Origin of the sequence: Acidobacterium capsulatum ATCC 51196, assembly GCF_000022565.1 — a bacterium.
Lineage (GTDB): Bacteria > Acidobacteriota > Terriglobia > Terriglobales > Acidobacteriaceae > Acidobacterium > Acidobacterium capsulatum.
In genome coordinates this window covers 123,478-148,695 of record NC_012483.1, presented here as the reverse complement: position 1 = coordinate 148,695, position 25,218 = coordinate 123,478, and the positions used below count along the sequence as shown (strand labels likewise).

Sequence of the window (25,218 nt, the reverse complement as noted above, 5' to 3'; positions counted from 1 at the left end):
ACCGGGGCACCTGTGATGTTTCAAGAGGTTGTCCATTCGAAATTTCGCGGAGAAGCTGTTTGTGGCGAACAAGCAGAGTCTTCGGAGAGATCGAATGGACATTCACCAGAATGCTCGTCTAACGCCTTACAGTCGAGAGCAGTTGGCGAGAAAAGTTATTTGTACCGGGTGCACGTTGAAGCTGGCCGCGGCCAGCTTCAACGTGAGCGCAAAGACGGCCGGCAAATGGGTGCGCCGGTATCGCGCCGAGGGTTCGGATGGCTTGCGGGACCGCAGCTCGCGTCCGCATCGCAGCCCGCGGCGCTTGCCGGAGGCGTTGCGGCTGAGTGTGATTGAGCTACGGCGGGGTTACATGCCGGGGTATCAGATCGCCCGGCGCAGCGCTGTGAGCGTGTCTTCGGTGAGCCGTATTTTGCGGCGCGCGCGGCTGAGCCGATGGCGCGATCTGAACCCGCCTCCGCCGGTGGTTCGCTATGAGCATGCCGCTCCAGGCGACTTGCTGCATCTGGACATCAAAGGCATGACGCGCTTCGGCGAGGTCTCGCTGCGCGGCGACGGCAGGCTGCGGGGCAAGAAGGAACACCCGGGCTTTTTGGCTCTGCATGTGGCCGTCGACGATCACTCGCGCATGGTCTTCGCCCAGATGCTGGCCGATCAGAAGGCGGAAACCACGATCGGTTTTCTGCACGCGGCGGTTGAGTTTTTCGCCAGCCATGGTATCGGCATCCGCGCGCTGCTGACCGACAACGGCAGCAGCTACCGCTCTCGCCAGTTCCGTCAGGCTTGCCAGCAGATGGCCATCAAACACAGCCGCACTCGGCCCTATACCCCCAGAACCAACGGCAAGGCCGAGCGCTTCATCCAGACAGCCATGCGCGAATGGGCTTACGCCAAACACTGGACCGACTCCAGCCAGAGAGATCAACACTTGCAGTCCTGGATCCACTACTACAACCACGAAAGACCTCATGGTAGCCTCAACTACAAACCGCCAAGCAGCCGATCCCAAGAAGGAACAACCTCTTGACCTTCTACAGGCACCCGGCAATCATAGGGATGGGAGAATAGTCTTCTGACCCGCTATGACTGCCGCTTCCCGTCTTCGCACCCTTTATGACACCCTCGCCGCTGCGTATGGGCCGCAGCATTGGTGGCCCTCAGAATCACCGCTGGAAACCATGGTGGGGGCCTGCCTGACGCAAGGCACGGCGTGGACCAGCGTGGAGCGCTCGCTGGCCAACCTGCGGGCGCGAGACCTGCTGCAGTTCGATGCCCTGCTCGCGCTGCCGGAGGATGAGCTGCGCGAGCTGATTCGCCCCTCGGGCTTCATGCAACGCAAGGCGGCGACGCTGCGCGCTCTGCTAGAGCTGGTGGCCAACGAGTATGGCGGCTCGCTGGAACGCTTCGCCGAGGCCCCGGCAGAGACAGCGCGCGCGCAACTGCTGGCCATCACGGGCATCGGCCCGGAGACGGCGGATGCCATTCTGCTCTATGCCCTGGGCCAGCCGGCGATGGTGGTGGATGAGTATCTGCGCCGCGTGGTGGTGCGGCATGGGCTCGCGCCGGAGCGCGTCCGCTATGCCGAGGTACAGCAGCTTGCGCTTGCGGCTTTTGCCGAGGAGACGGACCCGGCGGCGCTGGCCGATCATTGCAACGAGTTTCACGCACTGGTGGTGCAGGTGGGCAAAGCCCACTGCGGCAGGACGCCCAACTGCGCCCAGTGCCCGCTGCGCGGCGACCTGGAGTATTACCAGCAGGAGCAGAACCGGCAGGGGCGGCTGAGTGACCTTCGTAATGATTGACACAGGAAAGGTGCAGCAAAGGCGCAGAAATAAAATGTGAATCCGGATTCGCTTTTCGGTGTTTTTTTCTGGAAAGCCGGCAACTTGTTGATTCGGCGCGCCAAGAAATGTGAACCGAAATTCACATTTTTATTTTTGCGGGTGGCTGGAGCGGGTTTTTGTGCCTGCTCCTGATTTCAGAGTAGCAATTTCAGGGGTAATTTCCGGCAGCCAAATGGCGGGGGCGGAGTACGGGCTTCTCTGCTTCGCAGGACGATCGGACTGTCCTGCTTCGGTCGAAATGACAGAGCTTGGGCGACGGAAACGATGCTGGACGCCGCTCAAAACAGGAGAAGCGGGTAGTCTGTTCTGGATGGCTCTGACTCTTTATGTTGCCTCCTCGAATGCCGGTAAGCTGCGCGATTTTCGCGTGGCGGCCGGCCATACCGCGACGGAAATTTTGCCCCTGCCGGGACTGGCGGAGATCGATGCCCCTGAGGAAACGGGGACGACCTTTGCCGAGAATGCGCGCCTGAAAGCGGAGTTCTACAGCCGGTGCCGGCCGGGAGGACTGGTGCTGGCCGACGACTCGGGCCTTGAGGTGCGGGCGCTTGGGCTCCTGCCCGGGGTGCGGTCGGCGCGCTTTGCCGAGGATGCCGAGTACCTGCCCGGTTCCCCGCTGTCAGCCGATGAGCGCAACAACCTGCTGCTGATGGATCGGATGCGGGGAGTGGAGGATCGCGCGGGGCGGTATGTTTGCGTGCTCTCGGTGGCGCGGGATGGCGTGGAGATTGCCTCGGCGGAGGGTGAGGTGGCAGGCGAGATTCTTGGGGTCCCGCAGGGGACGGGCGGATTTGGGTATGATCCGCTGTTTTATCTGCCGGAGCTTGAAAAGACGATGGCCGAGATCGATCTGGAGACAAAGCTGCGGCTGAGCCATCGGGGCGCGGCGCTGCGGGTATTGCTGGCCCGGCTGCCGGGGTGAGGAAAAACCCACATCTCGTTCAGATGGGGGATACCCGCTTTTTGTGGGATGGTGGGAGAGACTCCCGGCGGCGTTTGAGCCTGCAAAATCGCCGGGATTCTTCACCGCTGCGCGGTTCAGAATGACGCCTTTCGTTTGCGGCTTATTCGGTGGTTCAGGGGAGCACCCATATCTTTTCGGGATGTGGGTGCCCGGCATGGTGGGAGAAACCTGAGGCGATGTTTGTGCCCGATAGATTGCCGGGATTCTTCACCGCTGCGCGGTTCAGAATGACACCTTTCGTTTGCGGCTTATTCGGTGGTTCAGGAAAAGCCCACATCTCGTTGAGATGTGGGGCACCCGCTTTTTGTGGGAGCGCGGGCTGGTGTGGATTTGCGCAAAAGTAATGGGTGAATTTCGAGTGGGCTGAATCCCTTTCCTTGACGCATGCGAGGGCGGGAACAAATAATGATGAGTGTTCTACCCGCTTGATTTCAGACAGCCCGGCTCCCTGAACCAAAATCAGGCAGACCAGGGCGCCCCATTCACCGTCTGCACCGGCGTTCGCCTCGCAGGCCATGAAGTTTCAGAGCATTCGTGCCGGAACCGGCGTCAAGCCGGGCCTCGGCGAGGGTCTGGCCACGATATGCTTCATTTCAATCAGGTTTGGAAAATTCAATGAGCACGAGCGCAGTCTCAGTCACTCCAACCAAGGCCCCGGGGTTCTTCCGGTCCACCAACGGCAAAAAGATTGTCATGGCGGTGACGGGGGTCATTCTGATCCTCTTTGTGGTGGGCCATCTTCTGGGCAACCTGCTGATTTATGCAGGGCCGGCACGCTACAACGCCTATGCCGCATTCCTTCATTATGACGAGAGCCTGCTCTGGATTATTCGCAGCGTTCTTCTCGTCTCGGTGATTCTGCATATTGAAGCGGCGGCGCAACTGTGGTCGCGCAAGAGGAAGGCGCGTCCGGTCGGCTATGCGCAGAAGAAGGCGACGTCGTCGTCTTATGCGTCGCGCACCATGTACTGGAGCGGGCCGATTGTGCTGGCGTTCATCATCTTCCACCTACTGGAGTTCACGGCCGGGTACATTCATCCGGGTTCCGAGTTCGTTCGCGGGCAGGTGTACCACAATGTGGTGGCCGGCTTCTCGGTGTGGTGGATCTCGGCCTGGTATATCTTCTCGCTTTGCCTGCTTGGGCTGCACCTGAGGCATGGTCTGTGGAGCATGCTGCAGTCCTTTGGCCTGCCGCACACCAAGGCGCGGGAAGCCGCGTTGAAGCGGCTGGCGCTCTGGATTGCCGTCATTCTGATGGCGGGCTACATTTCGATTCCGATCAGCGTACTCACGGGGCTAATCAAGTAATGACACTCGACGCGAATATTCCTTCTGGCCCGATTGAACAGGCGTGGGACAAGGCCCGCTTTGACATGAAGCTGGTCAACCCGGCCAACAAGCGCAAGCACACGGTTCTGGTAGTTGGCTCGGGACTTGCGGGAGCCTCGGCCTCGGCCTCGATGGGCGAGCTGGGGTACAACGTAAAGTGCTTCTGCTTTCAGGACTCGCCCCGCCGCGCGCACTCCATTGCCGCGCAGGGCGGTATCAACGCCGCCAAGAATTACCAGAACGACGGCGACAGCGTATACCGCCTGTTTTATGACACGGTGAAGGGCGGCGACTTTCGTTCGCGCGAAGCCAATGTGTACCGGCTGGCGCAGAACAGCGTGAATATCATTGACCAGTGCGTGGCGCAGGGCGTGCCTTTTGCGCGCGAGTACGGCGGAGCGCTGACGAACCGGTCCTTTGGCGGCGCGCAGGTCTCGCGTACCTTTTATGCGCGCGGGCAGACAGGCCAGCAGCTTTTGCTGGGCGCCTACCAGGCGCTGGAGCGGCAGATACAGGCCGGCACGGTGAAGATGTTTCCGCGCACCGAGATGCTTGACCTGATTGTGGTGGACGGGCATGCGCGCGGCATTGTGACGCGTCACCTGGTGACGGGCGAAATCAGCGTTCACTTTGGCGATGCGGTGGTGCTGGCCAGCGGCGGCTACGGCAACGTTTATTACCTCTCCACAAATGCGAAGGGCTCGAACGTGACGGCAAGCTGGCGCGCGCACAAGCGCGGCGCGCTGTTTGCCAATCCCTGCTTCACGCAGATTCACCCGACTTGCATTCCGGTGTCGGGCGATTACCAGTCAAAGCTGACGCTGATGTCAGAGTCGCTGCGCAACGATGGCCGCATCTGGGTGCCGAAGCAGAAGGGCGACAAGCGACCGCCGAGCCAGATTCCGGCCGAGGAGCGCGACTATTACCTGGAGCGCCGCTACCCGAGCTTTGGCAACCTGGTGCCGCGCGACGTGGCCTCACGCAATGCCAAGCATGTGTGCGACGAAGGGCGCGGCGTGGGCGAGACGGGGCTGGGCGTGTATCTGGACTTCTCCGACGCGATTCAGCGGCTGGGCGAGAACGTGATTCGCGAGCGCTACGGCAACCTGTTTGATATGTACCAGCGCATCACGGACGAGAATCCCTACAAGGTTCCGATGCGCATTTACCCCGCGATTCACTACACGATGGGCGGCCTGTGGGTGGACTACTACCTGCAGAGCACGATTCCCGGCCTGTTTGTGGCGGGCGAGGCCAACTTCTCTGACCACGGCGCGAACCGCCTGGGCGCGAGCGCGCTCATGCAGGGCCTGTCGGACGGGTACTTCATCATTCCTTACACGGTGGGCAACTACATCGCCAACCACAAGCTCGATAAGGTCGATGAGTCGCATCCGGCGGTGAAGGAAGCTGTGGGCGGCGTGGAACAGTCGATCTCGAAGCTGCTCTCGATCAAGGGTAAGCGCACGGTGGACTCGTTCCATCGCGAGCTGGGCAAGATCATCTGGGACGAGTGCGGCATGTCGCGTACGGCGCAGGGGCTGGAGAAAGGTATCCAGCAGGTTCGCGCGTTGCGCGAGGAGTTCTGGCAGAACGTGAATGTGCCGGGCTCGGGCTCAGACCTGAACCAGAGCCTGGAAAAGGCCGGGCGCGTGGCTGACTTCTTCGAACTGGGCGAGCTGATGTGCATTGACGCGCTCAACCGCAACGAGAGCTGCGGCGGGCACTTCCGCGAGGAGTACCAGACGCCGGATGGCGAAGCCAAGCGCGATGACGAGAACTATTCCTACGTGGCGGCCTGGGGCTACAACGGCCCCAACGGAGCGCCGACTCTGACGAAAGAGCCGCTGGAGTTTGAGTACGTTCACCCCAGCCAGAGGAGCTATAAGTAGATGAAATTGACCCTGAAAATCTGGCGTCAGAAGAGCCGGGACGAAAAAGGCAGATTCGTCACCTACTCCCTGGACGATGTGAACCCGGAGATGTCGATGCTGGAATGCCTCGACGTGCTCAACGAATCGCTCATGCAGAAGGGCGAAGAGCCGGTGGCCTTTGAACATGACTGCCGCGAGGGCATCTGCGGCTCGTGCGGATTCATGATCAATGGCATCGCGCACGGTCCGCAGCGCGCCACCACGGTGTGCCAGCTCACCATGCGGCACTTCAAGGATGGCGAAGAGCTGACCATTGAGCCGTGGCGGGCGGCGGCCTTCCCTTCGGTGAAAGATCTGGTGGTGGATCGCCGGGCGCTCGACCGCATCATCCAGGCGGGCGGATATATCTCTGTCTCGACGGGCAATGCGCCGGATGGAAACACCATTCCTGTGGCCAAAGGCATCGCTGACCGCGCCATGGACGCCGCCGCCTGCATTGGCTGCGGTGCCTGCGTGGCTGCCTGCCCCAATGCCTCGGCGTCGCTGTTTACGGGCGCGAAGATTACTCACCTGGGCATTCTGCCGCAGGGCAAGCCCGAGCAGGATCGCCGCGCCCTCGCCATGGTGGCGCAGATGAGCGTGGAGCCGTTTGGCGGCTGCACGAACATTGGCGAATGCACCTCGGCCTGCCCCAAGGAGATTCAACAGGAAGTGATTGCCACCATGAACCGCGACTATCGCGTGGCCAACGTGCGCAAGCGCGATGACCGCATCAAGGTGGTGGAGCCGACGGCGGGATGGAGCGCGAAGGGCTGACGCTTCCCTGCTGCAATGGAAACGAAAAAATCCCGGCCTGAGATGGCCGGTTTTTTTTGCCCGGCTAATAGACCGTGCACCCGGCCAGGAAAGCTGCATGGGCTCGGCGGGCTCCTACAGCGCCCCTTCGCCGCCTGGCATCACTCCGTGCCTAATGCACATTCACGGCGCGAGGATGAAGTGATCCGGTACGCGATGCATACAAGAACATCGACTTTTCGAGTGGCGCCTCTTCTCCCGATTGTCCGGTGCTCCTGTACGCGAATCCATACTCGGTCAGGGCACGCGGAATCAAGGAGAGGTCCCCGGCCATATGGCCGTGCAACTCCATGGCGAGATTATCGACCAGGGCCAGCCATTCCGGCTCTCTGAACAGATCCTTTTCGCAACCTTCAATATCGATTTTGGCAAATCCAATTCCCTGGATGCCCTGTTCCTTCACAACAGTATTCACGGATACATAATTTGAAGGATTCTGCCTCTCCATCGCCGGGCTGCCGATCAACCGGTTGTAACGTACGGTGCACGTTGGTGAAAATCCGTTTGCGCGAATCAGCAACTTCTGGATGGGTTCATAATGCGCGACAGGTTCGACTGCCACAACAAACTCAGCACCCATGGTTACAAGTGCGAGCAGCCCAAATAATCCGCGGTTGGCCCCCAAATCGAGCACGGCTCCCGCAGACGCGGGAAGACTCATGGGAGCCAGGTAACAGTCGCGCCCACACATTTCCCGCACATTGCCAAAAGTGGGGTTGTCGTTCTTCCCTGCCAGCAGTCCGTCAATCTGCGCAACGGGAATGGCCACGTCATGCTTCCGGTAATGGACAATCAAGTCTCTACTCATGGCAGCATCCAGAGCCGTCAGCTTATGCGTCTTTAATATCTCGGGCGCATGATGCGCGGTTTGCAGGAGCAAATATGCGAAATCTCCGGGGTCCAGTATCTCGTAGAGTTGACTGTATTCGGCCATCATCCTCGATATGGGCTTCATGAAGACACCTACCTTTCCCTGATCCGTGGCGCACGGATGCCAGGGGCCATTATGCGAGGGCAAATTGGCGCTCATAAGTAGCGGAGATCACACTTGTGATAGCTTTGCGCTAAATTGAAGTAACCGCAGTCATATAAATATTGGCGGTATCAGAAATCCTCTGATAGATTCTGTCAAACCGGCGACCGGGTGGAGAGCCCAAGGCTGGCACCTGCCTGCGGACCGCGCATCTAAAAATCCCGCCTCAGAAGGGCGGGATTCTTGTGCCTTGATGGAAGATCATTTGCCATCGGCCATTGCGCAAAGCCCATAAGGAACTGCGCAACGACTGCGCGGGAGGCGAGTCATCGCTTGTCCGGGTGGCGCGGTAGGTGACGAGCACGAGGGATTCGGAGAGCTGCGTGGCCGCAAAATCATCCAGCGACCAGTTATGATCTGTATCTTCGCTTTGCAGCGCGGCGAGGATTTCTGCCTTTGAGAAAACGCGGCCCGAGCTGCCGAACTCGCGGAAGTCTTCCGCAAGCAGTTCTGCGACCTTTGCCGCATTCTTGCGCACGGCGGATTGCAGAAGGCTTTCTTCCAAGCCTCGAAGATGGCCTTTTTGATCGACAGATAACTCGAAGGCGGGGGACGCGCTTTGGCTATCCCTCATACAGCGTGCTCATCTCTTCGGCCTCCTTGTCATCGGGCAGGCCGGGCTCGCGCACGACCATCATGCCGCCGATGAGCTCGCCTGCATCGGAATAAATGGGGCGCGCCGAAATGACGATCTGCGCCATGATGCCGTCGGGCTGGCGCAGCAGATAGGTGCGAGGCTCAGTGGGCTGGCCGTGCTGAATAACCTTGGCGAGCGGATATTTTTCCAGCTTGAGCAGCTGCCCGTCCACGTCGCGCACCTGCATGCGCAGGTATTGTGTGAACTTCTGGCCGGGAAAGGCTCCTGTGCCGAAGATCTGCTGGGCCCGGCGATTGACGAGCGTGATGGCGCCATCGCTGCCATCGGCCAGAATCATGCCCATCGGCGCGGAGTTGAGAGCCGCGCGCAACTCGGCGTGGCAGCGCTGTAGTTCCTCTGACATTTTGCGGTGCTCTTCAATGTCTTCAACAACGCCATAGATGCCCTGCACGTGACCCTCGTCACCGAAGCGCGGCGATCCACGGGAGCGCATGCGCCGCCACGCTCCCTTAAGGTCGCGCACGCGGTACTCAATATCGATGGGATGCCCGCTCTTGAGTGACGCGTCGATGGCGGCCCGCGTGGGTGCTATGTCGTCCGGATGCAGCATCCGCATCCAGCCATCGCCGAGGGCGGCCGGCACGGGCTGGCCGGTGATCTCTTCCCAGCGGGAGCTGGCCTCGACCACGCCGCCCTGCGCATTCACGACCCAGGGCACGTGCGGCCCGAGTTGCAGCATGTGGCGGAAGTGTGTCTCGCTTTCCAGCAGCGCCTGCTCGGTGCGCTTGTACAGCGTCATGTCGGTGATGGCGGCCGAGACACCCACCACATCTCCATTGCTCTCGCGCACCGGCCGATACGAACCCACAAGAATCTGGTCGGCACCATCTTTGCCCACTCCAGGCTTTTTGAACTCCACGCCGCTCATGGGCTCGCCCGCCAGCGCCCGGCGAATGTAAGGCTCCACCTGCGCAAAGACCTCGGGGATTACGTCCTCGACCGTGCGCCCGATGTGAGCCGCGACGGGAGCGCCGTTCATCTCGGCGAGGCGGCGATTGAGGCTGACGTAGCGCATCTCCTGATTGAGAAAGCAAAGCCCCACCGGCGCACCGTCGTAGATGGCCTGCAACTGTGCCATGCGGTGCGGAGCGATAGCTTCCAGGCTGATATGCGATGCGCCCTCGATGGGCTGCACCGAGACGGCCAGCGGCCAGATGCGGCGGTCGAGCAGATCTGGCAATTCATCGGCGGGAACTGGATGCCCGTAGAACCACCCCTGCCCGAGATCGCAGCCCATCCAGAAGAGCATCTCGGCCTGCTCCTGCGTTTCGACGCCCTCGGCCACAGTGAGCAGCTTGAGGCCCTGCCCCAGCCCCACCACAGAGGCGACAATGGCGCGGCTCTCACGCCGCACCGCCATGCTCTCGACAAAGCTGCGGTCTACCTTGATTTCATCAAGCGGTAGTGCATGCACATGGCGCAGGCTGGAGTAGCCGGTGCCGAAATCATCGAGCGCGAGGCGGCAGCCGAGGCTCTTGAGATCATGCGCCACGGCGGCGGCGCGATCCAGATTGTCAAGCAGGGCGCTCTCGGTGAGCTCGAGCGTCAGGCGATGCAGCGGAAACTGAAATTCGCTGGCCAGACGCTCGACGCGGCGCGGCATGTCAGGATCAAGCAATTGCCGGGCTGAGATATTGAGCGAGAGCAGCGCGCGCGATTGCTGGAGCGCCGCGCAGGCGAAGACCTTACGCGTGAGGACCTGCGTCATGGGGCTGATGAGCCCGGCGTACTCAATGGCAGGAACAAAGACCTCAGGAGAAATCTCCTGCCCCTGGCAATTCCATCGAGCGAGAACTTCAAAGCCCGCAAGCTGCCCCGTGCGAATCTCAACCATGGGTTGAAATACGGGGTAGAACTCTTCGTTTTCCAAAGCACGCCGCAGATCTGCTTCGGTGCAAGGCATGCCTGACAATTTACGCCGGTACGCGAACTTTTTGAAGCAGGATTCGCGTGAGGAGTGTTGACCGGGAGAAAAGCGGAAAGGGCCGGCATTGCAGGAATGCAAATTCGGCCCTTCCTGATCCTGGGGTAGCTACTGTACCGGCTGAGCGGTGACTTCGATCTGCTCGTGTTCGCCGCTGCCGGGCAGCGCGAGCGAGCCGATGACTTGCGGCTTGCCCGGCGTGAGGAGGGTCGTGCTATCGAGCGTCGTATGCAGGAGCACCAGGGCCGAGCCGGAGGCGGGGGGGGGGACCTGCTCGGCCCCGGACTCCTCGACCTTGGAGTGGAGGATAAGGCTGCTCGCCGTGCCATTGAGATCCGCGAAGATATTGATGCCCGTATCGATGTACTGCCACTGGTTGTTGGAGACGCTCTGAGAGCCTCCTGAAGATGTGGTGTAGCTGCCGGTGATCATAGGAACCTTCGCTCCCTGCTTGAGCGAGGCATGATTGCCCACGGCGACGGTCAGGGTCAGCTTCTTCTGTCCAGAGGCCGCGCCACTGCCGGAGCGCACCAGCGTGTACGTGAGACGAAAGACCCTCCTCGCCTGGCTGAGTTTGTCGACCATCTGCCGGGCCATCTCATAGTCCTGCTCGGTGCTGCGCATGATAATCGTGTACTCGGAAGGAACCATATAGATCAAATCATGCGGAAACATGTTCCTGACGGCATCGTATACGTAAGCCGTGTCATTGCGGGAAGCGGCGTTGGGGAGAAATATGAGATGGATCGATTTCTGCTCCGGCTGGGCCGGAGCGCTCGCCTGAGCGCGGGCCACGGCACTGGAGCCGACGCAGACCACCCCTAGCAACAGCGCGAAAACAGCGGACTTACGGGCATGGCTCATGGCCTGTGTGAAAGCCTTGGAAGAACCAGATTTCATCCTGCACCTCATAAACAAGTATGACTGCGGTGATAAGTGGTGGATAACTCGGCGACAGATAGAGTGATCCGCTGCTTTTGCTGAAATAAGACGATGCTCTGAAGAAATAAGACGCAGATACTCCCGATTCGCTCGAAACAGGAACGGCGACGAGTGAGGCAAGGATGGGACACGCGAGGCCTCCGGCGGGGCGGCATCCGGCTTTTGTCAGGCTTCGCGGCGGCGATGTGCGCGCTTCGCAGCCAGAATGCAGACGCTTCGCGGCGGGCCCCGGCTGGCCATGCGCGAGGGTGATCCTATAACCTGAACAGTTGATGCGCATGAATCGAATCCCTCGTTATACGCTGCTTGCCGTTGCGTCGCTGGTGCTGAGCGCCTCTGTGTATGCCCAGCAGACGCCTGCCTCCACCAACAGCCAGACGGACCAACAGAATCAGGCGACGCAAAGCTCGCAGCAGAGCACGACGCCCGCCGGCGGCAATTCGTCTTCGCTGCCCGACTCGCCCGGTGTGCAAGCGCCCGGAGCGGAACCGGCTGCGCCGCCCTCGCCTCAGCCCACCGGACCCACGGCAGTGTTTGACACGAGCATGGGCCGCATGACCTGCCGGCTCTTCAGCAAGCTGGCTCCAAAAACGGCCGCCAACTTTGTGGGTCTCGCGACGGGCACGAAGGACTGGACCAATCCCGCGACCGGAAAGGTAGAGCATGGCAAGCCGTTTTATGACGGCACCATTTTTCACCGGGTGATTCCGGGCTTCATGGTGCAGGGCGGCGACCCGCTCGGCACGGGCATGGGCGGCCCGGGCTACCAGTTTGACGATGAGCTGAACCCCAACCTCAACTTTGACGTGCCGGGCCGGCTGGCCATGGCCAATGCCGGGCCCAACACCAATGGCTCGCAATTTTTCATCACGGTGGCCCCACAGCCGCAGCTCGATCAGCACTACTCCATCTTTGGGCAGTGCACGCCGGGCAGCGTGCTGGTGGCCGAGACCATCGCCGATGTGCCGCGCGACGAGCGCAACAAGCCGCTGGAGCCGGTGACACTGGACAAGGTGACGATAGTCCCTGCCGGGCAACCGGTTCCGCCGCCGCCCGCCGCCGACAGCACCCCCTCGGCTCCTGCGCCGCAGCCTCAGAATTCCAACCCGCAACTCTGAAACCAGAACTTGAAGGAGTCACGATAAATGTCACGTACATCTGGAACTTACGCCGTCTTCAATACCAGCGAAGGCACCGTCGTCTGCCGCCTCTTTGAGAAGGACGCCCCCAAGACTGTCGCCAACTTTGTGGAGCTGGCCGAAGGCACCCGCGAATGGACCCACCCCATCACCAGGGAGAAGGGCAAGACGAAGCTCTATGATGGCACCATCTTCCATCGCGTGATTCCTGACTTCATGATTCAGGGCGGCGACCCGGCCGGCACCGGCATGGGTGGCCCGGGCTACAAGTTTGAGGACGAAACCAAGGGCTCGCCGCACGGCTTTACCGCCAAGGGCAAGCTGGCCATGGCCAATGCCGGGCCCAACACCAATGGATCGCAGTTCTTCATCACCGTGGCCCCGACCGAGTGGCTGACCGGCCGCCACACCATCTTTGGCGAAGTGGTCGAAGGGCAGGATGTGGTGGACAAGATCTCCAAGGTCGCCCGCAACGGCATGGACAAGCCGCACAAGGATGTGGTGATTGAGTCGCTGGTGATCGAGCGGGTCTAACCGTTCAGGCGGCGGCTTCGCCGCCACGGCACAAAAGGCCCGCGCGAAGCGGGCCTTTTGCTGTTGGGACAGCGGTGGCAGCAGGGTCAGTCAGACTCAGGCGCGGGCGAACCGTCGGGATGCACGCGTACCTCATGGTAGCGGCCATGCGCGCGAATGCCCGCCTCATAGGCGACCTCTGAGGACATGCTGCTGGTGACCTTCTCCACGCGGATCAGGTGCCCGCCCGCAGCGCCCTTCTGGATAGCCGCTTTGGCGGCAGCCGGCACCTGCGAGAGCGGAACCTGCTGCTCGACTTCGAGCACATGCCCGGCGGCGTCAATGGAGATGTCGCGGGTCATGCCGTGGCGGATGGTCTCGACCTCGTATTCGGTGCGGCCATTTTCGCGGTCGCTGACGTAGCCGCGCACGGTCGCGCCGTGGCTCTTCTGCTGCTGGACCGCCTGCTGCACGGCCGGGGGCAATTGGCTGAAGGGAATGTGGACTTCCTGCGCGTAAGAAACACCGGCTGCCAGGGCAAGCGCCAAAGATGCGGTCGCGAGAGTGTTGAACTGGATTTTCATCAGTTCCTCCTTGAGGGCTATCTTTCAACATGGGCCTGAAATGGCACTGAATTGGGGGTGAAAGTAGTCTGAAGCGGCGGCGGGACGTCGTTTTGAGGGTGATCAGATGCCCTGGCTGGCATTCTTTACCGGCTGGTAAAGAATGCTATTCTTTACCCCAGAGGCACACGAGCCATGGCACTCACCAGCACGGTCAGCAGCAAGGGACAGGTCACCATTCCCCGGGAGATTCGGACTCGCCTGGGACTCAAAGAGGGCGATCGCGTCGAGTTTGTGGTGGAAGACGACAAGACGGTGCTCAAGCCGGCGCAGGATGAAGAGAATCCCTTCAGGGCTTGGGTTGGCGCTTTTCCTGCGTTCAAGAACCGCGAGGAAATCAATGCCTGGATCGGCGAGATGCGCGACGAAGACCCCGAGGTCAAATGAGAACGGCGGTCGATACAAACATCATCTCTGCCATCTGGACGAAAGAATCGAATCTCTCCGAAATCCTCGAACAATTGCAGGCATCGCGGCACATGGGCAGCCTGGTCATTTGCCCGGTTGTCTACATCGAGTTGTGTGCCCATCCACGCGCAACAGTGGAAGAGGTGCAGACCTTTCTCGTCGATACCGGCATTGCGGTGGACTGGGAGCTTCCAAAGAAAATCTGGGACTTTGCAGCCGATGCGTACTCTCAATACGCCATCCGCCGCCGTCAATTGGGCGATGGATCTCCCAAGCGCATCCCTGCTGATTTCATCATCGGCGCTCATGCCACCTGGATGGCGGACCGCCTGCTCACGCTTGATAAACGCCGCTACCGAACGGACTTCCCCGGCCTGCGCATCAAAGAGTGCTAATGCGCTGATTGCGCTTTGCAAAAGCGAAAGGCCCGCGCGAGGCGGGCCTTTCGCTTTTGCGGCGTCAGGCGCGTGTGCCTGAACGGCCAGTCCCTAGACGCCGATGACGGCGCAGAGTTCCTTGACGGCTTCGGCGCTCTTCTTGAGAGCGGCATCTTCTTCCTTGGTGAGCTTGATCTCGACGATCTGCTCCAGGCCGCCCTTGCCGAGCTTGCAGGGCACGCCGACAAAGTAGCCGTCAATGCCGTACTCGCCTTCAAGATAGACGGCGCAGGGCAGAATCTTTTTCTTGTCCTTGAGAATCGCCTCGACCATCTCGACGGCGGCTGCCGAAGGAGCGTAGTAGGCGCTGCCGGTCTTGAGGTGCTTCACAATCTCAGCACCGCCGTCGCGGGTGCGCTGCACGAGCGCCTCAATGCGCTCAGCCGGCATCAGTTCAGTGATGGGAATGCCGGCCACGGTGGAAAAGCGCGGCAGCGGAACCATGGTGTCTCCATGACCACCGAGCACGAAGGCCGTGACGTTCTCAACCGAAACCTTCAGCTCCTCGGCGATGAAGGTGCGGAAGCGCGCCGAATCCAGCACGCCGGCCATGCCGATGACGCGGTTGCGCGGGAACTTCGCCTGGCGGAAGGCGGCCTGCGCCATCGCATCAAGCGGATTGGAGACGACGATGATGATGCAGTTCGGCGAAACGGCGACGACCTTGCCGACCACGTCGGACATGATCTTGTAGTTGGTCGCGAGCAAATCGTCGCGGCTCATGCCGGGCTTGCGCGGAATGCCTGCCGTGATCACCACGATGTCAGAGTTCGCCGTGTCAGCGTAGTCGTTGGTGCCGGTGATGTGGCTGTCGCGCTTCTCGATCGGCATGGCTTCGAGCAGGTCAAGGCCCTTGCCCTGGGGAATGCCCTCGACCACGTCGATCAGTACGACGTCGGCGAGTTCCTTGGCGGCGATCCAGTGAGCGGCCGTGGCGCCCACGTTGCCCGCGCCTACAATGGTGACTTTCTTTCGCATGATGCTCCTTCGTTGAAGAATGGTCCGCGGCATGAGCCGCTGGTCAATGGGTGAGGATGAAGTTCCGTTGGGGCAAGCCTCAACTCTCTATTAAACAAGGTTCTGCGGGATCGTGCAGCGTGAGGTGGTTTGTGCGGAAAAATGCTGGGGTTCCGGAGAATCTGACCGACACAAAGCCCCTGGCCATCCGGACTCTTTCGTCCCACGTCCGAACAGACGGACGTGGGGCACCCCGTTTTTTGTGAATTGGCAAACAGACATGGACGGCTCGTCCCGAGGGCCCCACGAACGCGTCCTCGTTCGTGGGGTGCTGTCACATGTTCTCGATCATCTTCGTCGCGAATTCGCTCGTCTTGACCTTGGTGGCGCCGGGCATCTGGCGCTCAAAATCATAGGTGACGTGCTTCTGCTGGATGGTTTTTTCCATGGCGGACTCGATGAGCCTGGCCGCTTCCTTCCAGCCGAGAAACTCAAACATCATGACTCCGGAAAGCATCACCGAGCCGGGGTTGATGACGTCCTTGTCCGCATACTTGGGCGCGGTGCCGTGCGTGGCCTCAAAGACCGCGTAGCCGTCGCCAATGTTCGCGCCGGGAGCGATGCCGAGGCCGCCCACCTGCGCCGCGCAGGCGTCGGAGATGTAGTCGCCGTTGAGGTTGGGGCACGCCAGAATGTCATATTCGTCGGGCCGGATGATGACCTGCTGAAAGATGGAGTCGGCGATGCGGTCGTTGATGAGAATCTTCTGCTTCCACTTCCCCGCCCCGTGCGACTGCCCGATGCTGTCGAGCACGCCCTTGATTTCGGCATAGAGGTCTTTGCGGAAGTCTTCTGAGCCGAACTCGAGGCCCGGCTCAATCATGGCGGCATTCTGCTCGACGGTGAGGCCGGGGTTGGCCTCGGCATTGCCAAGAATCCAGCTCTCGCGCTCGGTCACGACGTGCTCGCGAAACTCCTCCACCGCGACCTCGTAGCCCCACTCGCGAAATGCGCCCTCGGTGAACTTTTGAATGTTGCCCTTGTGCACCAGCGTGACGGAGCGGCGGCCATTCTCAATGGCGTATTGAATGGCGTAGCGCACGAGCCGCTTGGTGCCGGTGATGGAGATGGGCTTGATGCCGACGCCGGAGTCAGAGCGGACCTTCTTCTTGCCGCCCTTGAGCATTTCATCGTTCAAAAAGTCGATGAGCTTTTTCGCTTCCGGCGTTCCCTGCTTGAACTCGATGCCCGCGTACACATCCTCAGTGTTCTCGCGGAAGATCACTACGTCGAGCTTCTCAGGGTGCTTGACCGGGCTGGGCACGCCGGCGTAGTACTTCACGGGGCGCACGCAGGCGTAAAGGTCCATGATCTGCCGCAGCGCCACGTTGAGCGAGCGAATGCCTCCGCCCACCGGCGTGGTGAGCGGGCCCTTGATGCTCACGCGCAGATCGGTCGCGGCCTTTACGGAGTCATCGGGCAGCCAGGTTTTGAATTCGCGAAAAGCCTTTTCGCCGGCAAAGATCTCAAACCACTTCACTGAGCGCTGGCCGCCGTAAGCCTTGTGCACCGCAGCATCAAAGACGCGCTGCGAGGCCCGCCAGATGTCGCGCCCGGTGCCGTCGCCCTCGATAAAAGGAATGATGGGATGATCGGGAACCGTATACTTCCCGCCGGAATAGGTGATGGGCTGGCCGCCCTCTGGCAACGACACTCCGTTGTAGCTCGCCTGCATGCTGGTGATCCCTCAATTTGTTTCAGATGTGTCTGGATGCTGACGCGAACAACCTAACATCCGGTAACAAGAGGTGGCAACGCGGTGCGTCACAGCCAAAAGGGGACGCGGAATAGCGGCACGGGCGGCTGCGCATTCTGACGCCCGGATGGAGAGCCGACTGGAAACATTTGATCCGCCCCGGCATGGGCCGCGAGAATGAAGAGCTATGAGCCTTCGCACTTCTCGCGGTCCCGGCGTGTCCGGCATGAGCCTGCTTCTCTGCTTGATTGTTTTTGGGAGCCTCGCCGCTCGCGCCACGGCTGTGCCGGCCCGTACGCATTCGTCGCGGAAAGCCTCATCGTTCACGCTGCGCTGGGGCAACACGGCGCGGCGCGGGCCTTATCCCGTGGCGCAGGGCATACGCAGCGTGCAGGTGGATGGGCCCGACGGTCATACACCGTCGCTCGATGACCTGGAGAGCCTGCAATACCATCACCACACGCGCGTGGCGATTGCGGGAAACGGGCGCATCTGGGTCGCCTACAGCGGAGCCATGCGGCGCGAAGGCGAGAGCGGCATGATCACCGAGGTCAAGAGCAGCCGGGATGGGTTGCACTGGTCCGCGCCCACGGTGGTGGTTGCGCCGCCCAGCCCTTTTGACGGAAAGCTCAATGCAGGCCGCCGCATCTCCTATCCGCGCGCGTTAGTACGCTGGCATCACCGGCTCTACCTGGTGGCGGCCATTGATCAGGCCAATGGATACGGCTGCTGCACCAACGAACAAGGCGAAGCGCTGGTGGCGGCGCGGCTTTATGCGAGCGGCCGCGTGGGCACGCCGTTTCGCGTGAGCCGGGCGCCTTACCTTCCGCTGCGCGGCTCGCCGGGCTATCGCTACCACCGGCTGGCCGGGCCGGCGCTCTTTGAAGCCGCAGATAGCTTCGGCACATGGGGCGGCTCCGCGCCGGGGCAGCCGCCCTCGGCGTGGACGGGCTACGGCATTGCCGCCGATGGAACCACAATGGTCGAGCCGAATGCCATCCGGCTCTCGCGGCATCCGGATCTGCTCTTTCGACTGTGGCGCGATGAGGGGCGCGATGCCTCCGATCCCGCGCGGTCTGGTGAGTACCGGCTCTACCGCTCCGTCTCGCGCGACGAGGGCAGGAGCTGGAGCCCGGCCATCCCCACGGACATTCCTAACTCGCCTTCGGAGACCACGCTGCTGCGGCTGCACGACGGACAGATTGCCGTCATCGGCAATGCGCTCGACCGGCCGGAGGCGGCCGACGCGCGCGACCCGCTCTATCTTGCGCTCTTTGACGGCGCGACGGGCAAACTGCGCAGCGTGCATGCGGTGCGGCAAAACCTCGGGAGTGTTCCCTTCGCGGACGGCAATGTGTGCGGCCCGCAGGGCAAGCCCTGCGGCGCATCCTACCCGGGCGCGGCGGAATACCACGGACATATCTACGTCAGCTACAGCATCGACAAGCAGCAGATATGGCTCTCGATTGTGCCCGAAAGCGCCCTCGGGCACGAGGGTACCGGCGAGCGGCGTTAGAAATTAAAATAGAACCTCAGGAGAAGGCGGCGATGAGCGACGGACGGGAAGAGCGCGAACAGCGGGAGAAGCAACGCGAACAGGAGAAGTGGCAGGATCAGTCCGACCGCGTCGACCGGGTTTATGAGAGCGACTCGCTGCCGGAGCGCGAGGATTCGTAGAACTGCGGGTTGCACCCGCAGAAGCTAAAGCCCATTACTGAGAGTTTTCTCCTGTCCTGCCCGCAGCATCATTGCGGCGACGTAGGCTGCGCCGAATCCATTGTCGATGTTGACCACGCAGACGTTGGGCGAGCAGGAGTTCAGCATGCCGAGCAGCGCGGCGACGCCTCCGAAGGCTGCGCCGTAGCCGACGCTGGTGGGCACGGCGATGACCGGGGCGGCGACCAGTCCGCCGACTACGCTGGGCAGAGCGCCCTCCATGCCCGCGCAGACGATGACGGCACGCGCGGCGCGCAGCGACTCCTTTTGGGCGAGAATGCGGTGCAGCCCGGCCACTCCCACATCAAAGATGCGCTCGACGGCGCAGCCCAGATATTCAGCCGTGACGGCGGCCTCTTCGGCGACCGGCAGGTCACTGGTGCCCGCGCAGACGACGGCCAGCGGGCCGGAGGTTTCGCGCGGCTTGGCGTCTAACTCCTCTGCGGCATGCAGGCCGAGGATCGCGGCCTCGGCGTGGTACTGCGCCGCCGGGCATGCCTCGCGCACGGCAGAGGCGTGCTCGGCGGTGGCGCGCGTCGCCAGCACGGTGGCTCCGGCGTCGGCCATGCGGGCGAAGATGTGGGCCACCTGCGCGGGCGTCTTCCCTGCCGCATAGATGACCTCGGGCAGGCCGAGCCGCAGCGAGCGGTGATGATCGATCCTGGCGAAGCCTGCATCCTCGTAAGGCAGGTGGGCGAGACGGTCGAGCGCGGTATCGGGCGTGGCGGCTCCGGCAGCGACCTCGGTGAGCAGCTTCAGAATGGCTTCGCGGGTCATGCCGTCTCCTCAATGGGGCGCACGGGCGCGGCCTCGCTGAGAGCGGCGAGGGCGGCCTGCATCACCTGCTGAATGGGCGCGGCATGTTCGCGCGCGGCGCGGCGGCAGTCCTCATACTCAGGCATGGCGTTGAGGCGCTCACCGGCGTGCGAGGCGAGTTTGACGCGAATGCGGCCGAAGCGCGTCTCCACGGTGACCATCTGCCGGTCGAGGATGAGCCGCTGCTCATGCCTGCGGCGCATGCCGAGCGTGGTGGTCTCGCGAAAGAGCAGCGCGGCCAGCGCATCGGCGTGCTCAGGGCGGCAGAGCACGGTCAGCAGCGTGCCGGGACGGCCCTTTTTCATGGTGGCCGGAGTGGCCAGGGTGTCGAGCGCGCCGTACTCGAGCGCGAGTTCGAGAGCGTGTGCCAGCACCTGCGGCGAGGCGTCGTCGATGGCGCATTCCAGAACTGTCACCGTGTCGGTGGCAAATGAGGCTGTCGCCTGCCCGGCCTCCCCGATGCTGAGGCGAACGACGTTCGGAAAGTCCTTTGGATTACGCGTACCCGCACCGTAGCCCACAGACTGCGCCGCGAAAATCGGCTTGCCCTCAAAGCGGCAGCCCAACGCGCGCAAGAGCGCCGCGCCGGTGGGCGTGATGGCCTCGCCCGCAGGGCCTGCGGAATAGACGGGCACGCCACGCAGCAGCTCCGCCGTGGCCGGAGCGGGCACCGGGAACTGCCCGTGCGCGCACTGCACGAATCCGCTGCCTACGTTGACCGGCGCGGCGTACCAGGCATTTACATCGAGCCACGCCAACCCTACGGCCGCGCACACGATGTCAGTGATGGTGTCTACGTTGCCCACCTCGTGAAAGTGAACGTCTTCGACGGCCATGCCGTGAATCTTTGCCTCGGCCCCGGCGAGCAGCGCGAAGGTATCGAGCGCCAGCCGCCGCGCGGGCTCGGGCAGCGGGGCGGCCTCCAGGAGCGCGCGAATCTGCTTCCACGTGCGGCCATGCGCGTGGCTGTGGCTGTGCGGATGCGCGTGATCATGGCTGTGGGGATGGTCATGATCGTGGTCGTGGAGATGGTCGTGCGAGTGCGCGTGGGGAGCGTGCTCGGCGAGTTCTTCGCCGGCGTAGACATCGACCTTGGCGGCGCGAATGCCGCTGCGGTCCACCGCGTGCATTTTGAGCGATGCGCCGATGCCGAGCGCGGCGGCGGTTTCGCTGAGCAGCGCGGCGGGAACGCCCGCGTCGATGAGCGCGCCCAGCATCATGTCGCCGGATAGTCCGGCGAAGCATTCCAGATAGCCAACCTTCATTGCGAATCCTTATCCGTCTTTATCTGTCTTTTGGGCTCGCGGCGGCCAGCAGTTCGACCGGCAGCAACTCGTTCATGGAGCCGGAGCGGTAGCCGTCACAATCGACGGCTACGTAGTGAAATCCGGCGGCGCGCACGGCGCGGGCGATCTGCTGGAACATCTGCCGGCTCAGTGCTGAGGCCATCTCTTCTTCGGCAATTTCGACGCGGGCAATCTCTCCATGATGTCGCACGCGCACGCGGGCGAAGCCGAGAGCGTGCAGCGCGTCTTCGGACTGCTCGACCATGCGCAGGGCCTCGGGCGTGACGCGCATGCCGTAGGCGAGCCGTGACGAGAGGCAGGCGGAAGCTGGCTTGTCCCACAGGCGCAGCCCTGCCTGTCCGGCCAATGTACGAATCTCGGACTTGGTGAGCCCGGCCTCGGCCAGCGGAGCGGCGACGCGGTGCGCCGTGGCGGCCTGCTGGCCGGGGCGGAAGTCCTGGCGGTCATCGACATTGAGGCCATAGGCGACGGCAGCCCAGCCGAGCCGGGCGCGTTCGGCCTCGAGCACGGTGAAGAGCTCATCCTTGCAGTGGAAGCAACGGTCGGCGCCATTGACGGCGTAGGCTTCGTTTTCCATTTCGCGGGTGCGGATGGTCTGGAGCGGAATGGCCTGTTCGCGGGCAAACTCGACCGCGTCGCGGTACTGGCTGCGCGCCAGCGAGGGCGAATCGGCGATGACGGCCAGCGCCTGGCTGCCAAGCACGCGATGGGCGCGCCAGGCCAGGTAGGCCGAGTCGACACCCCCGGAATAGGCCACCAGCAGGCTGCCAAACCGGGCCAGATGCGCGTCGAGTGCGTCCTGTTTTTCATCCAGTGTCTGGTGGAAAGTCATGGGCGGTCTCAACGTTCATGGTACTCCGGTCTGACCTCATTGCGCCCGGCTCGCAACGTGCGGCAAAGGGCTGCTTTCGCGCTCCACGAGCTTCAGGAATTCGCGATCTGGAAGTTTTACGCCATACTTAAAAGAAGAATGGCTGTGGTCGACCCAACCCATCACCTCTCCCCCCGTGTGCGAGCTGCCCGGCGCAAGCTGCTCTTTCAGGACTCGGTGGCACTGCTGACGCTGGTTCTGATTGTGGTGGTTTTATCGAGTCTTACCTACCTTTTGCACCGCTCGTTTGAGAATCACCGGCAGGAACTGGGGCATCGCTGGCGGCAACGCGGCGAGATGGAACTGCAGAAAGGCCAGTCGCAGGCTGCCATTGAGGCCCTGCGTGCGGCTTTGAGCTATATTCCTGACCGCAGCACCGAGATTGAGCTGGCCGAGGCGCTGGCGCAGGCCGGACGGACGCAGGAGGCGGTGGCCTACTTCAACACCCTGCGGGACCAGGAACCTGGCAGCGGCATTGTGAATCTGCAACTGGCGCGGCTGGCCGTGCGGCAGAACCAGCAGGCGCAGGCCATCAACTATTATCAGACGGCACTGGACGGCACCTGGGAGGGCGACGGCTACGAGCGGCGGCGCGATGTGCGCCTGGAAATGGCCAAGTACCTCATCCAGGTCCACGAGTTCTCGCACGCGCGCACCGAACTGCTGATCGCGGCCGGAAATGCGCCCGACAAGCCGGCCCTGAAGCTGGAGATTGCCGGATTGCTGGAGCAGTGCCAGAGTCCGGCCGATGCACTCGATATTTATCGCAGCCTGTCGCACCGCCGCAATCCGCCCTGGGCAGCGCTGGCCGGGGCCGGACGCACGGCCTACGAGCTGGGCGAATTTGCCCTGGCGCACAATTACCTTGACCGCGCAACGGATGCACACGCCTTCCGGCAGCAGCCTCAGGCCGAGCAGACGATGATTCAGCAGAAGCTGAAGACAACCGAGGAGCTGCTGGCGCTGTATCCCGCCGATGATCTGACGATTCGCGAGCGCGCGGCGCGCGTGCTTGAGGATGTGCGCATCGCCCGCAACCGCTTTGAGAACTGCCAGGCTCCGATTGCGCTGCAGCCGCTGGCTTCCGCGCCCATCAACACTCCCCAGATTGCAAGTGGAAGCCTTCCGGTGAATCCTCTGGCGCGCGCGGCAGCCAAGGCAAAGTCTCTGCTCACGCCTTCGCCGGTGCTGCCGGTGGCGAATATGAACACGGCGGCGCAGACCGCGGCCCAGGCGCTGGCGGCCCGCTGGGCAAAGGTTCCCCAGAAGCTGCGGCTGTTTGATCTGGAGCAGAACCCCGAGATGGAGCAAATGCTGATGCAGCTGGTGTATGACACCGAGAAAGACGCAGCCAATCGCTGCGGAACTCCGCAGGGCAACGACGCGCTGCTGTACACGATTGCGCAGGCGCCCTACATGGTGGAGCAGCGATGACGCCGACGCAGGACGCAACCGCGGCCGCCGAGAGCGCGCCGATTCCCAAGGCCGAACGCGCCAAGCTGCTTGACCTGCAGCGCATTGCGCCCACGCGCGAAGAACGCCTGTTCCTGGTGCTGTCCATTTTTATTGGTGTGATCTCGGGGCTGCTGGTGGTGGCCTTTCGCAGCGCCTATGAGTGGATCAAGATTCTGGCGCTCGGCTCGGCGCCGCATCCGGGCCAGTACCGGCTGATGTATATGCCGGCGCTGGTGGGCCTGGTGGTAGCGTCGCTGGTGGTGTGGCTCTTCCCCGGCGCGCGCGGCAGTGGCGTGAACCAGACCAAGGCCGCGCTCTATGTCTACAACGGATACATCTCGTTCAAGACGGTGATCGGCAAGTTCATCACGGCGGCGCTGGCGATTGGGTCCGGCCAGTCGCTGGGGCCGGAAGACCCCTCGTTGCAGATTGGCGCGGGCGTGGCCTCGATGATCGCGCGCCGTTTGCGCATGTCGCGGCAGCGGCTGCGGATGTTTGCTCCCATTGGCGCGGCAGCGGGTCTGGCGGCGGCCTTCAATGCGCCGATTTCGGCCATTCTGTTTGTGATTGAAGAGGTCATCGGCTCGTGGAGCGCCGCGGTACTGGGCTCGGTGGTGCTGGCCGCGATCTCGAGCGAGGTTGTGGCGCGGCTCTTCTGGGGCTCGGAGCCGATGTTCCATGTGCCGCCGGTGGAATTGCGCGATCCTCGCGAATTGCTGGCCTATGCGGTGCTGGGCGTGACGGGCGGATTTCTGGCGGTCATCTTCTCAAAGGCGCTCGGCTATCTGCGGCCGGTGATGCGCAACCTGCCGCGCTGGACCCACTTTGTGCAGCCGGCCATTGCGGGCCTGCTGGTGGGCGCGATTGGATTCTTCGGCTTTCCACAGGTGATGGGGCCCGGTTATACGGTGATTGACCAGGCGCTGCACGCTGAGTTCACGTGGAAGATTCTGCTGGCGCTGGCGCTGCTGAAGATGCTGGCGACGGCGCTCTCGTTCTCGAGCGGAACACCGGGCGGCATGTTTGCCCCGACGCTCTTTATCGGCGCTATGCTGGGCGGCGCGGTGGGCACCTTTGAGCATCACTTCTTCCCTCACCTGGTGGGCACGGTAGGCGCTTACGCGCTGGTGGGCATGGGAGTGCTGTTTGCGGGATTCCTGCGCGTTCCGCTGACGTCGGTCTTCATGGTGCTGGAGTTGAGCGGGAATTCGTCGATTATTTTGCCGGTGGTTCTGGCGAATACGATTGCGTACCTGATCTCGCGCAGCCTGCAGCCGACGCCTATCTTTGAGGTCTTCACGCATCAGGATGGACTGGAGCTGCCCTCGATGGAGGAGCAGCGCGAAGAGGTGCATCTGCATATTGAAGACGCGCTGCACCCGGTGGATGTGCCGGTGCTGCGCGGGGCCGATTCCCTGTCGCGCGCCTCAGAGCGCATGAACGAGACGGGCGTGAAAGTGGTGCTGGTGCAGATGTGGGACCGCACCTGGTATGCGCTCACGCGAGACGAGCTGACCGGCCTGGGAGCCATGCAGAAGACCGAAACCGCAATTGAGAAGGCGGTAGGAACGGATCGTATTCCGCCGCTTTACCCTGATCTGCCCCTCGACAGCGCCCTCCCGTACTTTTCCCGATGGCCCGTACTGCCGGTGCAGAATCGCGCATCGAAAGGCACACTGGAAGGAATCCTGACCCAGAGCGATGTGCTGGAGCGCTACCAGCAAAACTAACGGGTTCCCCGCTGGATTGGCGGTTATACTCGTTCGGACACCGACTTTATGAGCTTGTACCAAAGGC

25 protein-coding genes are annotated in these 25,218 nt (G+C 62.3%); 14 read left to right on the top strand and 11 right to left on the bottom strand.

Annotation, left to right across the window (positions count from 1 at the left end):
- Nucleotides 1–94 precede the first annotated feature (94 nt).
- From ACP_RS00535 to ACP_RS00525, 3 genes are all read left to right on the top strand, one after another.
- Nucleotides 95–1,027, top strand: coding sequence for an IS481-like element ISAcp2 family transposase (locus ACP_RS00535; protein ID WP_012680514.1), 933 nt, complete (start codon nucleotides 95–97; stop codon nucleotides 1,025–1,027).
- Nucleotides 1,028–1,082: 55 nt separating this feature from the next.
- Nucleotides 1,083–1,802, top strand: coding sequence for an endonuclease III domain-containing protein (locus tag ACP_RS00530; RefSeq protein WP_012680513.1), 720 nt, complete (start codon nucleotides 1,083–1,085; stop codon nucleotides 1,800–1,802).
- A gap of 352 nt (nucleotides 1,803–2,154) precedes the next feature.
- Nucleotides 2,155–2,766: a non-canonical purine NTP pyrophosphatase gene (locus ACP_RS00525; RefSeq protein WP_012680512.1), complete on the top strand. Its 612-nt coding sequence runs from the start codon at nucleotides 2,155–2,157 to the stop codon at nucleotides 2,764–2,766.
- 154 nt (nucleotides 2,767–2,920) lie between these two features.
- Here the strand turns inward: ACP_RS00525 and ACP_RS17955 are convergent, their stop codons facing one another.
- Nucleotides 2,921–3,325, bottom strand: coding sequence for a hypothetical protein (locus ACP_RS17955; RefSeq protein ID WP_148214960.1), 405 nt, complete (start codon nucleotides 3,323–3,325; stop codon nucleotides 2,921–2,923).
- Between the two features lie 98 nt (nucleotides 3,326–3,423).
- On the opposite strand from ACP_RS17955, the gene ACP_RS00520 reads away from it, so the two are divergent.
- Genes ACP_RS00520 through ACP_RS00510 form a run of 3 tightly spaced genes read left to right on the top strand, consistent with a single transcriptional unit; the run spans nucleotide 3,424 to nucleotide 6,827 of the window.
- Nucleotides 3,424–4,116, top strand: coding sequence for a succinate dehydrogenase cytochrome b subunit (locus ACP_RS00520; RefSeq protein ID WP_041839139.1), 693 nt, complete (start codon nucleotides 3,424–3,426; stop codon nucleotides 4,114–4,116).
- Nucleotides 4,116–6,029, top strand: a complete 1,914-nt coding sequence (locus tag ACP_RS00515; RefSeq protein ID WP_012680510.1) for a fumarate reductase/succinate dehydrogenase flavoprotein subunit — start codon at nucleotides 4,116–4,118, stop codon at nucleotides 6,027–6,029. Before ACP_RS00520 ends, ACP_RS00515 begins: the two co-directional genes overlap by 1 nt.
- Complete coding sequence (locus tag ACP_RS00510) at nucleotides 6,030–6,827, top strand: succinate dehydrogenase/fumarate reductase iron-sulfur subunit (protein ID WP_012680509.1); 798 nt, start codon at nucleotides 6,030–6,032, stop codon at nucleotides 6,825–6,827.
- 151 nt (nucleotides 6,828–6,978) lie between these two features.
- Here ACP_RS00510 and ACP_RS00505 read toward each other — a convergent pair whose 3' ends face one another.
- The 4 genes from ACP_RS00505 to ACP_RS00490 all read right to left on the bottom strand — a co-directional run bounded on the left by ACP_RS00505 (nucleotide 6,979) and on the right by ACP_RS00490 (nucleotide 11,381).
- Nucleotides 6,979–7,821, bottom strand: coding sequence for a class I SAM-dependent methyltransferase (locus ACP_RS00505; protein WP_012680508.1), 843 nt, complete (start codon nucleotides 7,819–7,821; stop codon nucleotides 6,979–6,981).
- A 244-nt stretch (nucleotides 7,822–8,065) separates the two neighbouring features.
- Nucleotides 8,066–8,404 (bottom strand): nuclear transport factor 2 family protein, encoded by a 339-nt coding sequence (locus ACP_RS00500; RefSeq protein ID WP_041839137.1) that lies wholly within the window; start codon nucleotides 8,402–8,404, stop codon nucleotides 8,066–8,068.
- A gap of 58 nt (nucleotides 8,405–8,462) precedes the next feature.
- Nucleotides 8,463–10,460 (bottom strand): EAL domain-containing protein, encoded by a 1,998-nt coding sequence (locus ACP_RS17045; protein ID WP_052294629.1) that lies wholly within the window; start codon nucleotides 10,458–10,460, stop codon nucleotides 8,463–8,465.
- A 129-nt stretch (nucleotides 10,461–10,589) separates the two neighbouring features.
- On the bottom strand, nucleotides 10,590–11,381 hold the full coding sequence (locus ACP_RS00490; RefSeq protein WP_148214959.1) for a hypothetical protein: 792 nt from the start codon (nucleotides 11,379–11,381) through the stop codon (nucleotides 10,590–10,592).
- A 320-nt stretch (nucleotides 11,382–11,701) separates the two neighbouring features.
- On the opposite strand from ACP_RS00490, the gene ACP_RS17040 reads away from it, so the two are divergent.
- Entirely contained in the window at nucleotides 11,702–12,541 is an 840-nt protein-coding gene (locus tag ACP_RS17040; protein ID WP_052294864.1) for a peptidylprolyl isomerase, read from the top strand.
- A 27-nt stretch (nucleotides 12,542–12,568) separates the two neighbouring features.
- Entirely contained in the window at nucleotides 12,569–13,096 is a 528-nt protein-coding gene (locus ACP_RS00480; RefSeq protein WP_012680503.1) for a peptidylprolyl isomerase, read from the top strand.
- Nucleotides 13,097–13,182: 86 nt separating this feature from the next.
- Here the strand turns inward: ACP_RS00480 and ACP_RS00475 are convergent, their stop codons facing one another.
- Nucleotides 13,183–13,659: a PepSY domain-containing protein gene (locus tag ACP_RS00475; RefSeq protein ID WP_012680502.1), complete on the bottom strand. Its 477-nt coding sequence runs from the start codon at nucleotides 13,657–13,659 to the stop codon at nucleotides 13,183–13,185.
- Between the two features lie 174 nt (nucleotides 13,660–13,833).
- Here ACP_RS00475 and ACP_RS17035 point away from each other — a divergent pair, with 174 nt between their 5' ends.
- Together ACP_RS17035 and ACP_RS00465 are read left to right on the top strand one after the other, a co-directional pair.
- On the top strand, nucleotides 13,834–14,085 hold the full coding sequence (locus tag ACP_RS17035; RefSeq protein WP_012680500.1) for an AbrB/MazE/SpoVT family DNA-binding domain-containing protein: 252 nt from the start codon (nucleotides 13,834–13,836) through the stop codon (nucleotides 14,083–14,085).
- The gene (locus ACP_RS00465) at nucleotides 14,082–14,501 is read left to right on the top strand and encodes a type II toxin-antitoxin system VapC family toxin (protein WP_012680499.1); all 420 of its coding nucleotides are present in this window, start codon (nucleotides 14,082–14,084) and stop codon (nucleotides 14,499–14,501) included. The genes ACP_RS17035 and ACP_RS00465 overlap by 4 nt, the downstream gene beginning before the upstream one ends.
- 93 nt (nucleotides 14,502–14,594) lie before the next feature.
- On the opposite strand, the gene mdh is transcribed toward ACP_RS00465, so the two are convergent.
- Both mdh and ACP_RS00455 read right to left on the bottom strand, forming a co-directional pair.
- Nucleotides 14,595–15,521, bottom strand: coding sequence for a malate dehydrogenase (mdh, locus tag ACP_RS00460; protein ID WP_012680498.1), 927 nt, complete (start codon nucleotides 15,519–15,521; stop codon nucleotides 14,595–14,597).
- A 313-nt stretch (nucleotides 15,522–15,834) separates the two neighbouring features.
- Nucleotides 15,835–17,235: an NADP-dependent isocitrate dehydrogenase gene (locus ACP_RS00455; RefSeq protein ID WP_012680497.1), complete on the bottom strand. Its 1,401-nt coding sequence runs from the start codon at nucleotides 17,233–17,235 to the stop codon at nucleotides 15,835–15,837.
- Nucleotides 17,236–17,443: 208 nt separating this feature from the next.
- Between ACP_RS00455 and ACP_RS00450 the strand changes: the two genes are divergently transcribed.
- Entirely contained in the window at nucleotides 17,444–18,772 is a 1,329-nt protein-coding gene (locus tag ACP_RS00450; protein ID WP_041839135.1) for an exo-alpha-sialidase, read from the top strand.
- A 32-nt stretch (nucleotides 18,773–18,804) separates the two neighbouring features.
- Nucleotides 18,805–18,933, top strand: a complete 129-nt coding sequence (locus ACP_RS18640) for a hypothetical protein (RefSeq protein ID WP_274425898.1) — start codon at nucleotides 18,805–18,807, stop codon at nucleotides 18,931–18,933.
- Nucleotides 18,934–18,957: 24 nt separating this feature from the next.
- Here the strand turns inward: ACP_RS18640 and larB are convergent, their stop codons facing one another.
- The 3 genes from larB to larE are packed head-to-tail and all read right to left on the bottom strand — an operon-like array spanning nucleotide 18,958 to nucleotide 21,927.
- Nucleotides 18,958–19,749 (bottom strand): nickel pincer cofactor biosynthesis protein LarB, encoded by a 792-nt coding sequence (larB, locus tag ACP_RS00445; RefSeq protein WP_012680495.1) that lies wholly within the window; start codon nucleotides 19,747–19,749, stop codon nucleotides 18,958–18,960.
- Entirely contained in the window at nucleotides 19,746–21,053 is a 1,308-nt protein-coding gene (larC, locus tag ACP_RS00440; RefSeq protein ID WP_012680494.1) for a nickel pincer cofactor biosynthesis protein LarC, read from the bottom strand. Before larC ends, larB begins: the two co-directional genes overlap by 4 nt.
- A 19-nt stretch (nucleotides 21,054–21,072) precedes the next feature.
- Nucleotides 21,073–21,927: an ATP-dependent sacrificial sulfur transferase LarE gene (gene larE / locus ACP_RS00435; protein ID WP_012680493.1), complete on the bottom strand. Its 855-nt coding sequence runs from the start codon at nucleotides 21,925–21,927 to the stop codon at nucleotides 21,073–21,075.
- Nucleotides 21,928–22,071: 144 nt separating this feature from the next.
- Between larE and ACP_RS00430 the strand changes: the two genes are divergently transcribed.
- Both ACP_RS00430 and ACP_RS00425 read left to right on the top strand, forming a co-directional pair.
- Entirely contained in the window at nucleotides 22,072–23,400 is a 1,329-nt protein-coding gene (locus ACP_RS00430) for a tetratricopeptide repeat protein (RefSeq protein ID WP_169305881.1), read from the top strand.
- Nucleotides 23,397–25,151: a chloride channel protein gene (locus ACP_RS00425; protein ID WP_012680490.1), complete on the top strand. Its 1,755-nt coding sequence runs from the start codon at nucleotides 23,397–23,399 to the stop codon at nucleotides 25,149–25,151. Before ACP_RS00430 ends, ACP_RS00425 begins: the two co-directional genes overlap by 4 nt.
- The last annotated feature ends 67 nt before the right edge of the window (nucleotides 25,152–25,218 follow it).

What these genes read in the sequence shown, in the direction of transcription:
- larE (WP_012680493.1), bottom strand. Translation starts at nt 21,927, where the DNA reads ATGACTTTCCACCAGACACTGGATGAAAAACAGGACGCACTCGACGCG.
- ACP_RS00465 (WP_012680499.1), top strand. Translation starts at nt 14,082, where the DNA reads ATGAGAACGGCGGTCGATACAAACATCATCTCTGCCATCTGGACGAAA.
- ACP_RS00450 (WP_041839135.1), top strand. Translation starts at nt 17,444, where the DNA reads ATGAGCCTTCGCACTTCTCGCGGTCCCGGCGTGTCCGGCATGAGCCTG.
- ACP_RS17955 (WP_148214960.1), bottom strand. Translation starts at nt 3,325, where the DNA reads ATGGCCTGCGAGGCGAACGCCGGTGCAGACGGTGAATGGGGCGCCCTG.
- ACP_RS17045 (WP_052294629.1), bottom strand. Translation starts at nt 10,460, where the DNA reads ATGCCTTGCACCGAAGCAGATCTGCGGCGTGCTTTGGAAAACGAAGAG.
- ACP_RS18640 (WP_274425898.1), top strand. Translation starts at nt 18,805, where the DNA reads ATGAGCGACGGACGGGAAGAGCGCGAACAGCGGGAGAAGCAACGCGAA.
- mdh (WP_012680498.1), bottom strand. Translation starts at nt 15,521, where the DNA reads ATGCGAAAGAAAGTCACCATTGTAGGCGCGGGCAACGTGGGCGCCACG.
- ACP_RS00520 (WP_041839139.1), top strand. Translation starts at nt 3,424, where the DNA reads ATGAGCACGAGCGCAGTCTCAGTCACTCCAACCAAGGCCCCGGGGTTC.
- ACP_RS00525 (WP_012680512.1), top strand. Translation starts at nt 2,155, where the DNA reads ATGGCTCTGACTCTTTATGTTGCCTCCTCGAATGCCGGTAAGCTGCGC.
- larC (WP_012680494.1), bottom strand. Translation starts at nt 21,053, where the DNA reads ATGAAGGTTGGCTATCTGGAATGCTTCGCCGGACTATCCGGCGACATG.
- ACP_RS00530 (WP_012680513.1), top strand. Translation starts at nt 1,083, where the DNA reads ATGACTGCCGCTTCCCGTCTTCGCACCCTTTATGACACCCTCGCCGCT.
- ACP_RS17040 (WP_052294864.1), top strand. Translation starts at nt 11,702, where the DNA reads ATGAATCGAATCCCTCGTTATACGCTGCTTGCCGTTGCGTCGCTGGTG.
- ACP_RS00535 (WP_012680514.1), top strand. Translation starts at nt 95, where the DNA reads ATGGACATTCACCAGAATGCTCGTCTAACGCCTTACAGTCGAGAGCAG.
- larB (WP_012680495.1), bottom strand. Translation starts at nt 19,749, where the DNA reads ATGACCCGCGAAGCCATTCTGAAGCTGCTCACCGAGGTCGCTGCCGGA.
- ACP_RS17035 (WP_012680500.1), top strand. Translation starts at nt 13,834, where the DNA reads ATGGCACTCACCAGCACGGTCAGCAGCAAGGGACAGGTCACCATTCCC.
- ACP_RS00510 (WP_012680509.1), top strand. Translation starts at nt 6,030, where the DNA reads ATGAAATTGACCCTGAAAATCTGGCGTCAGAAGAGCCGGGACGAAAAA.
- ACP_RS00475 (WP_012680502.1), bottom strand. Translation starts at nt 13,659, where the DNA reads ATGAAAATCCAGTTCAACACTCTCGCGACCGCATCTTTGGCGCTTGCC.
- ACP_RS00490 (WP_148214959.1), bottom strand. Translation starts at nt 11,381, where the DNA reads ATGAAATCTGGTTCTTCCAAGGCTTTCACACAGGCCATGAGCCATGCC.
- ACP_RS00515 (WP_012680510.1), top strand. Translation starts at nt 4,116, where the DNA reads ATGACACTCGACGCGAATATTCCTTCTGGCCCGATTGAACAGGCGTGG.
- ACP_RS00455 (WP_012680497.1), bottom strand. Translation starts at nt 17,235, where the DNA reads ATGCAGGCGAGCTACAACGGAGTGTCGTTGCCAGAGGGCGGCCAGCCC.
- ACP_RS00480 (WP_012680503.1), top strand. Translation starts at nt 12,569, where the DNA reads ATGTCACGTACATCTGGAACTTACGCCGTCTTCAATACCAGCGAAGGC.
- ACP_RS00425 (WP_012680490.1), top strand. Translation starts at nt 23,397, where the DNA reads ATGACGCCGACGCAGGACGCAACCGCGGCCGCCGAGAGCGCGCCGATT.
- ACP_RS00505 (WP_012680508.1), bottom strand. Translation starts at nt 7,821, where the DNA reads ATGAAGCCCATATCGAGGATGATGGCCGAATACAGTCAACTCTACGAG.